Origin of the sequence: Rhodococcus spelaei (genome assembly GCF_006704125.1) — a bacterium.
In the GTDB taxonomy this organism is placed as follows: domain Bacteria; phylum Actinomycetota; class Actinomycetes; order Mycobacteriales; family Mycobacteriaceae; genus Rhodococcus_G; species Rhodococcus_G spelaei.
In genome coordinates, this window is the sequence record NZ_VIGH01000005.1 from 264,045 (window position 1) to 276,477 (window position 12,433).

Annotated in this window: 12 protein-coding genes; 9 read left to right on the plus strand and 3 right to left on the minus strand. The window is 67.9% G+C overall.

What is annotated here, in order from left to right; genetic code table 11:
- Window positions 1-8: 8 nt before the first annotated feature.
- Window positions 9-896, minus strand: coding sequence for a glycoside hydrolase family 25 protein (locus tag FK531_RS13390; RefSeq protein ID WP_142100075.1), 888 nt, complete (start codon window positions 894-896; stop codon window positions 9-11).
- A 130-nt stretch (window positions 897-1,026) separates the two neighbouring features.
- On the opposite strand from FK531_RS13390, the gene FK531_RS13395 reads away from it, so the two are divergent.
- Window positions 1,027-1,776 carry an enoyl-CoA hydratase-related protein gene (locus FK531_RS13395; RefSeq protein WP_142100077.1) on the plus strand — a complete coding sequence of 250 codons (750 nt, stop codon included), beginning with the start codon at window positions 1,027-1,029 and terminating at the stop codon, window positions 1,774-1,776.
- On the opposite strand, the gene FK531_RS13400 is transcribed toward FK531_RS13395, so the two are convergent.
- Window positions 1,773-3,212, minus strand: a complete 1,440-nt coding sequence (locus FK531_RS13400) for an MFS transporter (RefSeq protein ID WP_246098135.1) — start codon at window positions 3,210-3,212, stop codon at window positions 1,773-1,775. The two genes, FK531_RS13395 and FK531_RS13400, sit on opposite strands and share 4 nt — an antisense overlap.
- 94 nt (window positions 3,213-3,306) lie before the next feature.
- Here FK531_RS13400 and FK531_RS13405 point away from each other — a divergent pair, with 94 nt between their 5' ends.
- Entirely contained in the window at window positions 3,307-3,795 is a 489-nt protein-coding gene (locus FK531_RS13405) for a MarR family winged helix-turn-helix transcriptional regulator (RefSeq protein WP_142100081.1), read from the plus strand.
- A 126-nt stretch (window positions 3,796-3,921) separates the two neighbouring features.
- The gene (locus FK531_RS13410; RefSeq protein ID WP_142100083.1) at window positions 3,922-4,815 is read left to right on the plus strand and encodes an SDR family oxidoreductase; all 894 of its coding nucleotides are present in this window, start codon (window positions 3,922-3,924) and stop codon (window positions 4,813-4,815) included.
- On the opposite strand, the gene FK531_RS13415 is transcribed toward FK531_RS13410, so the two are convergent.
- Window positions 4,812-5,687, minus strand: coding sequence for a TetR-type transcription factor C-terminal domain-containing protein (locus FK531_RS13415; RefSeq protein WP_142100086.1), 876 nt, complete (start codon window positions 5,685-5,687; stop codon window positions 4,812-4,814). The two genes, FK531_RS13410 and FK531_RS13415, sit on opposite strands and share 4 nt — an antisense overlap.
- Before the next feature lie 152 nt (window positions 5,688-5,839).
- On the opposite strand from FK531_RS13415, the gene FK531_RS13420 reads away from it, so the two are divergent.
- From FK531_RS13420 to FK531_RS13445, 6 genes are all read left to right on the plus strand, one after another.
- A complete protein-coding gene (locus FK531_RS13420; RefSeq protein WP_142100087.1) occupies window positions 5,840-7,048 on the plus strand; it encodes an acyl-CoA dehydrogenase family protein in 1,209 nt (402 codons plus the stop codon).
- Window positions 7,045-8,067: a phosphotransferase family protein gene (locus tag FK531_RS13425; protein ID WP_246098136.1), complete on the plus strand. Its 1,023-nt coding sequence runs from the start codon at window positions 7,045-7,047 to the stop codon at window positions 8,065-8,067. The genes FK531_RS13420 and FK531_RS13425 overlap by 4 nt, the downstream gene beginning before the upstream one ends.
- Before the next feature lie 127 nt (window positions 8,068-8,194).
- Window positions 8,195-9,859, plus strand: coding sequence for an ammonium transporter (locus FK531_RS13430; protein ID WP_142100089.1), 1,665 nt, complete (start codon window positions 8,195-8,197; stop codon window positions 9,857-9,859).
- 51 nt (window positions 9,860-9,910) lie between these two features.
- Entirely contained in the window at window positions 9,911-10,213 is a 303-nt protein-coding gene (locus FK531_RS13435; RefSeq protein ID WP_142100091.1) for an urease subunit gamma, read from the plus strand.
- A 28-nt stretch (window positions 10,214-10,241) separates the two neighbouring features.
- Window positions 10,242-10,670 carry an urease subunit beta gene (gene ureB / locus FK531_RS13440; protein WP_142100093.1) on the plus strand — a complete coding sequence of 143 codons (429 nt, stop codon included), beginning with the start codon at window positions 10,242-10,244 and terminating at the stop codon, window positions 10,668-10,670.
- Between the two features lie 36 nt (window positions 10,671-10,706).
- On the plus strand, window positions 10,707-12,425 hold the full coding sequence (locus FK531_RS13445) for an urease subunit alpha (protein ID WP_142100094.1): 1,719 nt from the start codon (window positions 10,707-10,709) through the stop codon (window positions 12,423-12,425).
- Window positions 12,426-12,433 lie beyond the last annotated feature (8 nt).

Genomic DNA, 12,433 nt, shown 5'->3' on the forward strand with positions numbered 1-12,433 from the left:
TGTAGGTTTCAGGCCTTGGTGTCGGAGGTGCCCTGGACCTTGAGGGCGGCCGCAATGGCGGCGAGAAGGTCGGTGTCCGTGCGATTTCCGGTCTGTGGCCACCCGTTGAACGCGGCCGGGTCGGACCCGGTCAGCTGGGTCAGGATCACCGCGCAGGCATCGACGAGGGTCCGGCCGCCGAGTTGCGGCCAACCCTTGCCGTCCGGCCCGAGGAGTTGGGTCCAGATGTCGGTGAGTTGCTGTGCCTGTGCAGGCGTCATGTCGCCTCCCGGTTGTGGCGTGGTCGGTGAGAGCAGGGTGACGAGTTGTTCGCGGGTGCCGCGGAAGGCGTCGGCATCCACCGACTGACCGGCGACGAGCGCGGAACTGGTGAACTGCAGGATGTCGACGGACTTGCCGCCGTAGCCGGCCCAGAAGTCAGACTGGTCGCCCGGGTACAGGTCGCTGGCGTAACCGGAGCCGCCGACGTAGTGCGAGGCGATCAATCCGGGCACCTGAGACAGGTCGGGCGAGCCGATCTGCTGCCAGTACCAGTGCGGGATGTACGACAACGCGATCGGGACACCGAGTGCGTTGACCGCATCGACCACGGCCCAGAAGTTGTCGATGCCACCGGAGTTCGCCTCGAAGTCGAGCATCGCGGGGACCGTCGCGTCACCCAGATGGTCGACGAACGTGCGGGCCTGCGCGGCTGGGTCGTCGAGCGTCACGTAGTGGTAGCCGGCCAGGATCAGCCCGTTCGCCCGCGCCGCGTCCCGGAACCCCGGCCAGGTCGGGTCCCGGTAGCCGGCGCCCTCGGAGACCTTGGCGAACACGAAGTCGAAGCCCTCGGCTCTGACCTCGGACAGTACGAGACCGGGCTGGTGGTTGGAGATGTCGATGCCGTAGAGCGTCACGTGTCCCTCCGCTCCGTCGACGGATAGAAGTGGGTGAAGGCGTAATGCGCCGCGTGCGCCCGATCGCGCATGTGGGTCTTCACCGTAGCCTCGCCGATGAACAACCGGGACGCAGGGAAAGGAATTCGCAGTGCAGGTACGTCAAGAGGTCCGGGGTTCGGTGCTCGTCGTCCATCTCGAGCGCGAGGACAAGCGCAACGCGATCAACGCGGCGATGGCGGCCGGGATCGACGCTGCGCTCAACCGACTCGACGACGATCCGGACCTCTGGGTGGGAGTGCTCACGGGCACGCCCACCGTGTTCTGTGCGGGCACCGACATCAAGGAGGGCTCCGGTGAGCTCACCCCGCGCGGCGGGGAGTACGGCATCATCCGGCGTCAGCGGCAGACTCCACTGATCGCGGCGGTGGAGGGGCAGGCGTTCGGCGGCGGGTTCGAGATCGCCCTTGCCTGCGACCTGATCGTCGCGGCGGGCAACGCGGTCTTCGGACTGCCCGAGTCGCTGCGCGGACTGGTCGCGACCTCGGGCGCGCTCTTCCGTGCCCCGCGAGCGCTGCCGCTCAACATCGCCCGCGAACTACTGATCACCGGAAACACCCTGACCGCGCAGCGCGCGTTCGACCTCGGTGTCGTCAACGAGGTGACGACACCGGGCGGAGCCTTGGATGCGGCGCTGGCGATGGCGGCGAAGATCTGTGCGTCGTCGCCGACCTCGGTGCGCGAGAGCCTGCGGGCGGTGAACGAACTCACCGCGGACGAGGATGCGTTCGGCTGGGAGGTCACCGACCGGGCGAAGCGGACGGTGACCTCCTCTGCCGACATGCGCGAGGGCATCGACGCGTTCTTCGAACGGCGCGCGCCGCGCTGGAGCGGTCGTTAAACCCGTGCGGGTGTGAGTTCCCCGGCGTCGGTGTCGGCTCCGACCGCGACCGGCGCCGGCACACGGCGGGGGATGAAGTACGCGACCAGCAGGGCCAGGAGCGCAGCCCCCGCGCCGATCAGGAAGGTCGTCACGAATGCCGCGTGGGTGGGTACCTCGGCCGGCCCGAACGGCTTGGTCATGTTGGTGAGCACGACCGTCATGACCGCCGCCGCGAACGAGGTGCCGACCGAGCGCATCAGTGAATTCAGGCCGTTGGCTGCCCCGGTCTCGTGCAGGGGAACCGCGCTCATGATCAGGGCCGGCATCGCTGCGTACGAGATGCCGATGCCCGCGCCGATGACCGTGGACACCAGTGCGATCTGCCAGATCGCGCTCATCGCGAATGCGCCGATGAGGTAGCCCGCGGTGATGACGGCAGTGCCGACCATCAGCGTCACGCGGGGGCCGTAGCGGCCGGTGATCCGGGCAGACACCGGCGAGAGCAGCATCATCACCACGCCGGCCGGGGCCATGCACAGTCCGGCGACGACCATCGTCTGACCGAGGCCGTAGCCGGTCTCGACCGGTGACTGCAGCAGCTGCGGCACAGTCAACGACGTTGCGTACATGGCGAATCCGGCCAGGATCGAGGCGACGTTGGTCAGCAGGACCGTCGGTGACGCGGAGGTGCGCAGGTCCACCAGCGGCTCGGCGGTGCGCAGTTCGACGGCACCCCACACCGCGAAGACCACCACCGACGCCGCGAACAGGCCGAGCGTGAGGGGGCTGGTCCAGCCCCACTGGGCGCCCTTGGTCAACGGCATCAGCAGCGCGACCAGGCCGACCGCCAGCCCGACCGCGCCGAAGTAGTCGAACCGCCCGGGACTGCGGACCGAGGACTCGGGGAGGACCACCGCGAGTGCGACCGCGGCGACCGCGCCGAGGCCGGCTGCGGTCCAGAACAGCACGTGCCAGCTGTAGTTCTGCGCGGTCCACGCCGCGAGCGGCATGCCGACGGCGCCGCCGACACCCATGGTCGCGCTCATCACGGAGATCGCGCTCGCGACCCGCTCGCGGGGCAGTTCGTCGCGCAGGATGCTGATTCCGAGCGGGATCACGCCGGTGGCCGCGCCCTGCAGGACCCGACCGATCAGGACCGGCGCCACCGAGCTGCTGAGCGCGCACACGACCGAACCGGTCACCAGTAGGCCCATGGAGATCAGGATCATCCGGCGCTTGCCGAACATGTCGCCGAGCCGGCCCGCGACGGGGGTGACGATTGCGGCCGCCAGCAGGGTCGACGTGACCACCCAGGAGGCCGTGGACGTCGAGGTGTGCAGCAGGTCGGGGAGCGTGTGAATGAGCGGGACCACGAGGGTCTGCATCAGCGACACCACGATGCCGGTGAAGGCGAGGGTCGGGAGGACGAGGCGCTGAGTGCGCTGTTTGATCACGTATGCACTGTACATAGAATATGCAACATGCATATTGTTATGTGGAGTGGGACGCATCACCCCGAGGTGGCGCTGTGATGCAAAAATGACCGCGATGGAATCGGACAAGAGGGACCCAGCGGCGTCGGGGCCGATCGGTACGAGCTGGCGGCTCGAGCGCGAGATCGTCTTGTTGGCCCGCCACACGGCGCTGGTCAACAAGAACCGGGTGGTCGGTCAGGATCTGGACCGTTCGGCCTACCTACTGCTCGGCAGGCTCGAACTCAGTGAGCCGATGACGCTGAAGGATCTCGCCGACGCCTTCGGGCTCGACGTGTCGACGGTGAATCGGCAGACCGCGGCCCTGCTGCGCCAAGGCTTGGCCGAACGCATCGCGGACCCGGACGGTGGCACGGCACGCAAGCTTCGCCCCACCGCCGAGGGGCTCCGGGTGCTGCAGTCGGACCGGCAGCGCAACGTCGACGGGATCGACGCACTCGTCGCGGAGTGGGACGAGCGGGACCGCCGGGACCTGGTGGCGCTGCTGCGGAAGCTGAACGAGGAGATCGAGCAGCGCCAGGGCGTGAGCTGGCCGCGGGACTGACCGCGGCCGGCCCACCCGATCCGCTTCCACCCGGGGCTGAAAATCAGCCACTTGACCTGACACTGCTCCCGATGCTTGTACGGTGCAGTCGATCCGAATCGACGAGCATGTGGGGAGAGCTACTTCATGGGTATCAACGAGGGACGCGTCGTCATCGTGACCGGCGCGGCTGGGGGTATCGGCCGGGAGCACGCACTCGAATTCGCAAGGCAGGGAGCGAAGGTCGTGGTCAACGACCTCGGCCCGGCCGAGGCCGTCGTCGAGGAGATCAAGGCGCTCGGCGGCGAGGCCGTCGCGAACAAGGACGACATCTCGGACTTCGAGGGCGCGGGTCGTCTGGTGCGCACCGCGATCGAGACCTTCGGCACGCTCAACGTCCTGGTCAACAACGCGGGCATCCTGCGGGACAAGATGTTCGTGAACATGACCGTCGACCAGTGGGACGACATCATGCGGGTGCACCTGCGCGGGACCTTCGCGCCCTCGCAGCACGCGGCGGCGTACTGGCGCGAGCAGCACAAGGCGGGCACGCCGGTCGCGCATCCGCGCATCGTCAACACGTCGTCGCCGTCCGGGTTGTACGGCAACGTCGGCCAGACGAACTACGGCGCAGCGAAGGCGGGAATCGCGGCGTTCACCGTGATCCTCGCGGACGAGTTGGCCCGCCTCGGCGTCACGGTCAACGCCATCGCGCCCACCGCGCTGACCCAGATGACCGCGGGGCTGGAGGGTTTCGTCGCTGCCGCGGAAGCAGAGAAGGCGCGCACCGGGTTCGATGCGGCCGCGCCGGGCAACATCTCGCCGACTGTGGTGTGGCTCGGCTCCCCGGAGTCCGACGGCATCACCGGCCGCATCTTCAACGTGCACGGCGGTTCGATCAGCGTCGCAGAGACGTGGGTCGCCGGTCCCGGCGTGTCCAAGGACGCGCGGTGGGATCCGGCGGAGTTGGGCGAGGTCATCCCCGCACTGGTCGCGCAGGCTCGCCCGAACTCCGACATGCTGGGCAATCCCCGCTCCTAGTGCGCCTGCCGCCCGAGCAGGTCGAGTGCGAAGTCTGCGTACTCGTCGGCGATCTGCTCGGGCGTGGAGGGCCCACCGATCCGGAACCATTGCGGCAGCGACGTGCACATCGTCGCGATCGCCCGCCCGGCGTCGCGGGGATGCGCGGTCGTGAGGTGTCCACCTGCGACGCCGGCGTCGATCTCGGCGTCGAGCAGGTACTGAATCCGGTTTCGTGAGTGAGCGATTCGACTCCGGTTCGCCGGCTGCAGGCTGCGCATCTCGCTGGCGCCGATGAAGGCCAGCGCCCGCCGATGGGTGTGGAAGAGGGCGAGGGCCGTCACGATCAGACCCACCCGCTCGACCGCGGTGGCGCCCTCGTCGCGCGCGGCCCGCACGCGCCAGTGCAGTTCGTCCATTGTCAGGTCGAGTGCGCGCACCAGCAGGTCCTGCTTGTCCCGGTAGTGGTGATAGACGCCGGGAACGCTGATCCCCGCACGCTGGGCGATCGAGCGCATCGTCGCGCCGTGATATCCGGTGTCGACGAACGCATCGATGGCGGCGGCCAGCACCGGGTCGATCGGGAGTGTGGGGAACTCCCGCCAGTGCCCGGCCGAGTGTGCAGTTGCCGTCGTCGATCCTGGGGTTTCGTCCCGGTATGTGCGCACTCGTCGGGGGCGGGCGGCGCCGGAGCCGAGCAGATGGGAGGCGGTCGTGCCGAGGGCGATGGCGAGGGCGTCCAGTCGCTCGACGGAGATTCCGGTCTTGCCGTTCTCGATCGCGCTGAGTGTGCCGGGACTGATCGACAGTCGACGGGCTACCTCACGCAGCGTCAGCCCCGCGGACAGTCGCGCCTGCCGTACCGACTGCGCCACCCGTGACGGGTCACTCATCCCGACCTCCTCGGCTTCGTTGTTCAGTAATTCTGAACAACGGCACTGTACCGTCTGATGAATTGCTTTGACACAGCACGGCTGCGTGTGTAATCGTCGGCGTCAAGGGTGCCGAGCGATCGTTCGGGCCGTGCGTGAGGCGAGGAGCTGCCGTGACGATCGACCTGAGGTACTCAGCCGAGGTCCTGGCGTTGATCGAACGCACCCGAACCTTCACCCGCGACGTGGTGCTGCCGATCGAGGACGCGCACGGAGGTGACATCACGGCGGCCGGCGGCGACGAGCTGCGGACGCGGTTGCAGCAGGCCGCGAAGGACGCCGGGGTGTTCGCGCCGCACGCGCCGGTGGAGTTCGGTGGCCACGGGTTGAACATGTCCGACCGCGCGCCGGTTTTCGAGGAGGCCGGCTACTCGCTGTTCGGGCCTACGGCTCTGAACATCGCCGCGCCCGACGAGGGTAACGTGCACATGCTCGCGCATATCGCGAACCCGGAACAGAAGCAGCAGTACCTCGCTCCGCTCGCCCGCGGCGACGTCCGCTCTGCCTTCGCGATGACCGAGCCGGCGCCGGGCGCGGGCTCGGACCCCTCCGCGTTGACCACCAGGGCCATGCGAGCCGACGGTGGCTGGCGGATCAACGGCCACAAGTGGTTCATCACCGGTGCCGACGGCGCGGGTTTCTTCATCATCATGGCGCGCACCGCGGGCGAACCGGGCGACCGAGGCGGGGCCACGATGTTCCTCGCGCCTGCCGACGCGCCGGGGCTCCGGGTCGGCAGGCACATCGACACCCTCGACCGGGCGATGATCGGCGGTCACTGCGAGGTCTTCTTCGAGGACCTGCTCGTCCCCGAGTCCGCGGTACTCGGCGAGGTCGATCGCGGATTCGAGTACGCCCAGGTGCGGCTCGGCCCGGCCCGGATGACGCACGTCATGCGCTGGCTCGGCGCCGCGCGTCGCGGGCACGACGTCGCGGTGGCCCGGGTCGCCGAGCGAGAGGGATTCGGCAGCCGTCTCGGCGACCTCGGTATGGTCCAGAAGATGGTGGCCGACAACGAGATCGACATCGCTGCCACGAGGGCGTTGCTTGTCCGCGCCTGCTGGGAACTCGACTGCGGCGAGCCGGCGTCCAACGCGACCGCCATCGCGAAGACCTTTGCGGCCGAGGCGATCTTCCGGATCGTGGACCGCAGCATTCAGATGTGCGGCGGCATGGGTGTTTCCGCCGACCTTCCGCTCGCCCGGCTGTCCCGGGAGGTTCGACCGTTCCGGGTGTACGACGGCCCCTCCGAGGTGCACCGCTGGGCCATCGCCAAGCGCGTCGTCGGTGCGGCCAAGCGTGCGCTGGCCGAGCAGCGATGAGTCTGCCGGGCATGGACGTCGGCGCATTGCGGACGTTCCTCGTGGAGGAGGGCATCGACCTGCGTGGTGAACTGCGGGTCGAGTTGGTCAGCGGCGGTCGTTCGAACCTGACCTTCAAGGCGTACGACGACGAGAACACCTGGATCGTTCGCCGTCCACCGGTCAGCGGGTTGACGCCGTCGGCGCACGACATGGCACGCGAGTACACGGTCGCCCGAGGCCTGCAGGGCACGGCGGTCCCGGTCGCGCGGACGGTCGCATTCGACGAGCAGGGGCGTGCGCTGGGTGCGCCCATGACGGTGGTCGAGTTCGTGGACGGTCGGGTGGTGCGCGACGCTGCCGACCTGTCCGTGCTCACCGACACCCAGGTGCGGGCGAGTGCGCACGCACTGGTCGGGGTGCTTGCGGATCTGCACGCCGTGGACTACCAGGCCGCCGGACTCGGAACCTTCGGCAGGCCAGAGGGATTCGTCGCCCGGCAGGTGAAACTGTGGGCCGGTCAGTGGGAGCGGGTCAAGACCAGGGAGCTGCCCGACGTCGCGGCTCTGCACGCGGCGCTCGCCGAGTCGGTCCCACGGTCTGCGGCGGCGTCGATCGTGCACGGTGACTTCCGTATCGACAACACGATTCTCGACGCCGCCGACCCGACGGTGGTTCGTGCGGTGGTCGACTGGGAGCTGTCCACACTCGGCGATCCCCTCACCGACGTCGCGCTGATGTGTGTGTACCGGTCGCCGGTGTTCGATCTGGTGCTCGGCATGGATGCGGCATGGACCAGCGCCCGGTTGCCCTCGGCGGACGAGCTGGCGCAGGCCTACGCGACCGCGTCGGGCCGGGACCTGGGGGAGTGGAATTTCTACCTCGCGCTCGCGAACTTCAAGCTCGGCGTGATCGGTGAGGGCATCACCCATCGGGCCCGGCAGGGGTCGAGTGCGGGCAGCGGCGCCGAACACGCGGCCGAGGCCACACCCGAGTTCATGGCCGCCGGCCTACGTGCGATCAGTGAAGTGGCGTCGTGAAGTTGGGAATGTGATGTCCATGTCCAATCGGTACCGTCTGACGAATTCATGTGTGTCGGCCCGGCAGTCGGATGTAGCGTAGAGCTGTCATGTGACGAGTTACCCGACTCTTCGGAGGGCGGTCCTCATGGCGCCAGTCGGTTCGTTCAACAGCGGCGACACCGCGTGGGTTCTGCTCTGCGCAGCGCTCGTCCTGTTCATGGTTCCCGGGTTGGCCTTCTTTTACGCGGGGCTGGTTCGGGGTACCGGCGCGCTGGTGATGATCCAACAGAATCTGATACCGCTGGGCATCGTCACCCTCACCTGGATCGTGTTCGGCTACAGCCTCGCGTTCAGCAACGACCTCGGCCGCGGCATCGTCGGTGATCTCGAATTGTTCGGTCTGCACCACCTGGACACCGCGCCCGCCCCTGCCATGCACGCTGTCGTCGCCGGCGTCGCGATCCCGACACTGGCCTTCGTCGCCTATCAGATGATGTTCGCGATCATCACCCCCGCCCTGATCACCGGCGCCACTGCACATCGGCTCAAGCCGCTGGGCTGGGCGGTAATGCTGGCGATCTGGTCGATTGTCGTCTATCCGCCGATCGCGCACTGGCTGTTCAACCCGCACGGCTGGCTCGCCGCACGGGGGGCCCAGGACTGGGCGGGCGGGATCGTCGTGCACGCATCCGCGGGCGCCGCGGCGCTGGCAATTCTGTTGGTGGTCGGTAAGCGTCCAGGCTGGCCGAGAGCCGTGGCGGTTCCGCACTCGCTGCCGTTGGCGCTCCTCGGAGGGGGCATTCTGTGGTTCGGCTGGTTCGGATTCAACGCGGGAGACGGACTCCAGGCCAACGGGGTTGCTGCGCAGGCACTGTTGAACACGCATGTCGCGGCCGCCGCGGGGATGTGCGTCTGGTTGGTGGTCGAGCGGATCACCGAGAGGCACGCCACCGCGATCGGAGGTATCACCGGTGCGGTGGCGGGCCTGGCGACCATCACCCCGTGCGCGGGCTACGTGAGCACGCTCTCGGCGCTGCTGATCGGCGCGATCGCCGGGCTGGTGTGCCACTGGGCCCTGCGGTTGAAGTCGATCTTCCGATTCGACGATGCCCTCGACGTGATCGCCGTGCACTTCGTCGGCGGCGTCCTCGGTTCGCTGTTGGTCGGGTTCTTCGGCGAGAACGCGATCAACTCGGTCGGCCGAGACGGGCTCTTCTTCGGTGGCGGAGTGGCACTGCTCGGTGAGCAGTGCCTGGCGCTGATCTGCGTGATCGCCTTCTCGTTCGTCCTGACCTGGCTGATCGCGATGGGCGTCGAGAAGACGTTCGGACTCCGGCTCGCGCCCGAGGACCAGGCGGGTATCGACGAGCGGCAACAGGGTATGGACGCGTACCACATCAATCCGGCGTTCCTGGTCGGCGGGGAGTCCGCCGCGGCGGTCGCCACAGCGCCGCCGCAGGCCGACCTCGCGATCGAGCCCGCTGCCGAGCACCACCTGATCACCGTCGTACTCGAGACCGTCGACTCCGGCGGGCTGCGGGCCGCACTGCTGGACGCAGGCGCGGAGTCGATCGTGGTCAGCGAGGCGAACGCGACCGATCCGAACACCGGGTCGAGGCAGTTCCGCGGCCGGAGCGAGGAAGTCGCCTTCTCGGAGCGGTTGCGAGTCGAGGTGCTGGCGCCGCAGGACCGGGCCGGTGCGGTGCTGGCGGCACTCAACCGGTACTCCTCGGGCCGGCGGTCCGGGTTCGTTCAACAGACCGTACATCCGCTGCACGGATCAGGCTCGGTGACGGCATCCGGAGGCTGACCAGCCGCCGGGTCTGCAGTCCGAACAGTCACACGGGTAAGGGAGATCGGGATGCATCTGACGCCACGTGAACTCGACAAACTGACCATCCTCATGCTCGCCGATGTCGCTCTGAGGCGAAAGGCGAAGGGGCTCAAGCTCAACCACCCGGAGTCCGTGGCAGTGATTTCCGCTGCCGCGCTCGAGGGGGCGCGCGAGGGCAAGACCGTCGAGCAGGTGATGGCCGATGCCGCGCACGTACTCACCGCCGACGACGTCATGGAGGGTGTGCCGGACCTGATCCCTCGGGTGCAGGTCGAGGCAGTGTTCCCGGACGGGAGCCGGCTGGTGACCGTCCATACGCCGATCCAGTAGCGCGAGCGCAGGGAAGGGAATCGACATCATGACCAAGTCCGAAGCCTCGGGCACCTCCGAACCGGACCCCGCCAAGGTTCCGGTGGGCGGCTACGTCCTGCTCGACGACGAGATCGAACTGAACGTGGGCCGCCCACGGTTGACCATCACGGTCCGCAACACCGGCGACCGGCCCATCCAGGTTGGCTCGCACTTCCACTTCATGGAGGTCAACCGCGCCCTCGCGTTCGATCGAGAGGCCGCGTTCGGGTGGCGGCTCGACATCGCGGCCGGCACCGCCGTCCGATTCGAACCCGGCGACGAGAAGCAGGTCACCCTGGTGCCGTTCGGCGGTAAGCAGCGTATTCACGGTTTCAACGGTCTCGTCGACGGGTGGGGACCCACCCACGCGCCGTACCGTCCCCGGCTCGCCAGGGCGGTCGCCTTGGCGAGGCAACTCGGGTTCGCGTTCGAATAGCCGGTACTTCGAGGTGAGAAGGAGGATCCGAACAGCATGACCAAGATCTCGAGGTTGGAGTACTCGGGCCTGTTCGGCCCCACGAAGGGTGACAAGATCCGTCTCGGCGACACCGACCTGTTCGTGGAGGTCGAGGACGACCTTCGGGTCATCGGTGACGAGGCGCTCTACGGCGGTGGCAAGACCCTGCGCGACGGGATGGGTCAGGACCCCACTTCGTGCAGCGTGGACGGCGCCCTCGACCTGGTGATCACCAATGTGGTGGTCATCGACGCGTTGCTCGGCGTCGTCAAAGCGGACGTCGGTATCAAGGACGGCAAGATCGTCGGCATCGGAAAGGCCGGCCACTCCGGCACCATGGAGGGCGTCACCCCAGGGCTGACGACCGGCCCCGCCACCGACGCCATCTCCGGGGAGCAGTTGATCCTCACCGCAGGCGGCATCGACACCCACGTGCACCTGGACGCACCACAGCAGGCGCATCAGGCGCTCAGCGGCGGCCTCACCACCCTGGTCGGTGGCGGAGTGGGGCCCACCGACGGCACAAACGGGACCACCGTCACCTCGGGGGTCTGGAACGTGGAGATGATGCTCAAGGCCAACGAGGGCATACCGCTCAATATCGTGATGCTGGGAAAGGGAAACTCGTCCGGACGGAACTCGCTCGTCGAGCAGATCCGGGCCGGCGCAGCGGGATTCAAGGTGCATGAGGACTGGGGTTCGACCCCGGCCGCACTTCGCGCCGCGCTCGAGATCGCCGACGAGATGGATGTCCAGGTGGCGCTGCACTCGGACACCCTCAACGAGGCCGGCTACATCGAGGACACCATCGCGGCGTTCGAGGGTCGGACCATCCACACGTATCACAGCGAGGGCGCCGGCGGCGGGCACGCGCCGGACATCCTCCGGGTCACCGGCGAGGACAGCGTGCTACCCGCATCGACCAGTCCGACCTTGCCTTACAGCATCAACACCCAGGCCGAACTCTTCGACATGATCATGGTGTGCCACAACCTGAATCCGAAAGTGCCCTCGGATGTCTCGTTCGCCGAGAGTCGGGTGCGGCCGGAGACGATCGGTGCCGAGAACGTGCTCCAGGACACCGGGGTCATCTCGATGGTCTCCAGCGACTCGCAGGCGATGGGCAGGGTCGGGGAGGTGTGGTTGCGCGCCATCCAGACCGCGGACTGCATGAAGCGTGCCCGGGGCAAACTCCCCGAGGATGCGCCGGGAAACGACAATTTCCGGGTGTTGCGCTACGTCGCCAAGGTGACCGTCAATCCGGCGCTGACATTCGGCATCGCGCATGTCGTCGGCTCGGTGGCGTCGGGCATGCTTGCGGACCTGGTGCTCTGGGAGCCGGCGTTCTTCGGTGCCAAACCCAAGGCGGTGATCAAGGGCGGGTTGATCAACTGGTACGCGATGGGTGACGCCAATGCCTCGCTTCCGACCACCCAGCCGGTGATCATGCGTCCGATGTACGGGGCGTTCGGTAAGGCGTTGCAGCAGACCTGCGTGTCCTTCGTTTCCCGGGCGGCAGCCGACGCCGGGATCAAGGAACGGCTCGGTCTCGAGCGGCAGGTGATGCCGGTGCAGGGGACCAGAACGGTCACCAAACGAGACATGGTGCGCAACAGCGCGACCCCGCGCATCGAGGTGGATCCGGAAACCTTCGCGGTCACCGCGGACGGCGTACACGCATACGTCGAACCGGCGGAGTTCACTCGCCTGGGCCAACTCTATTTCTTCAGTTAGGGGACACC

What these genes read in the sequence shown, in the direction of transcription:
- FK531_RS13405 (WP_142100081.1), top strand. Translation starts at nt 3,307, where the DNA reads ATGGAATCGGACAAGAGGGACCCAGCGGCGTCGGGGCCGATCGGTACG.
- FK531_RS13425 (WP_246098136.1), top strand. Translation starts at nt 7,045, where the DNA reads ATGAGTCTGCCGGGCATGGACGTCGGCGCATTGCGGACGTTCCTCGTG.
- FK531_RS13430 (WP_142100089.1), top strand. Translation starts at nt 8,195, where the DNA reads ATGGCGCCAGTCGGTTCGTTCAACAGCGGCGACACCGCGTGGGTTCTG.
- FK531_RS13415 (WP_142100086.1), bottom strand. Translation starts at nt 5,687, where the DNA reads ATGAGTGACCCGTCACGGGTGGCGCAGTCGGTACGGCAGGCGCGACTG.
- ureB (WP_142100093.1), top strand. Translation starts at nt 10,242, where the DNA reads ATGACCAAGTCCGAAGCCTCGGGCACCTCCGAACCGGACCCCGCCAAG.
- FK531_RS13410 (WP_142100083.1), top strand. Translation starts at nt 3,922, where the DNA reads ATGGGTATCAACGAGGGACGCGTCGTCATCGTGACCGGCGCGGCTGGG.
- FK531_RS13445 (WP_142100094.1), top strand. Translation starts at nt 10,707, where the DNA reads ATGACCAAGATCTCGAGGTTGGAGTACTCGGGCCTGTTCGGCCCCACG.
- FK531_RS13435 (WP_142100091.1), top strand. Translation starts at nt 9,911, where the DNA reads ATGCATCTGACGCCACGTGAACTCGACAAACTGACCATCCTCATGCTC.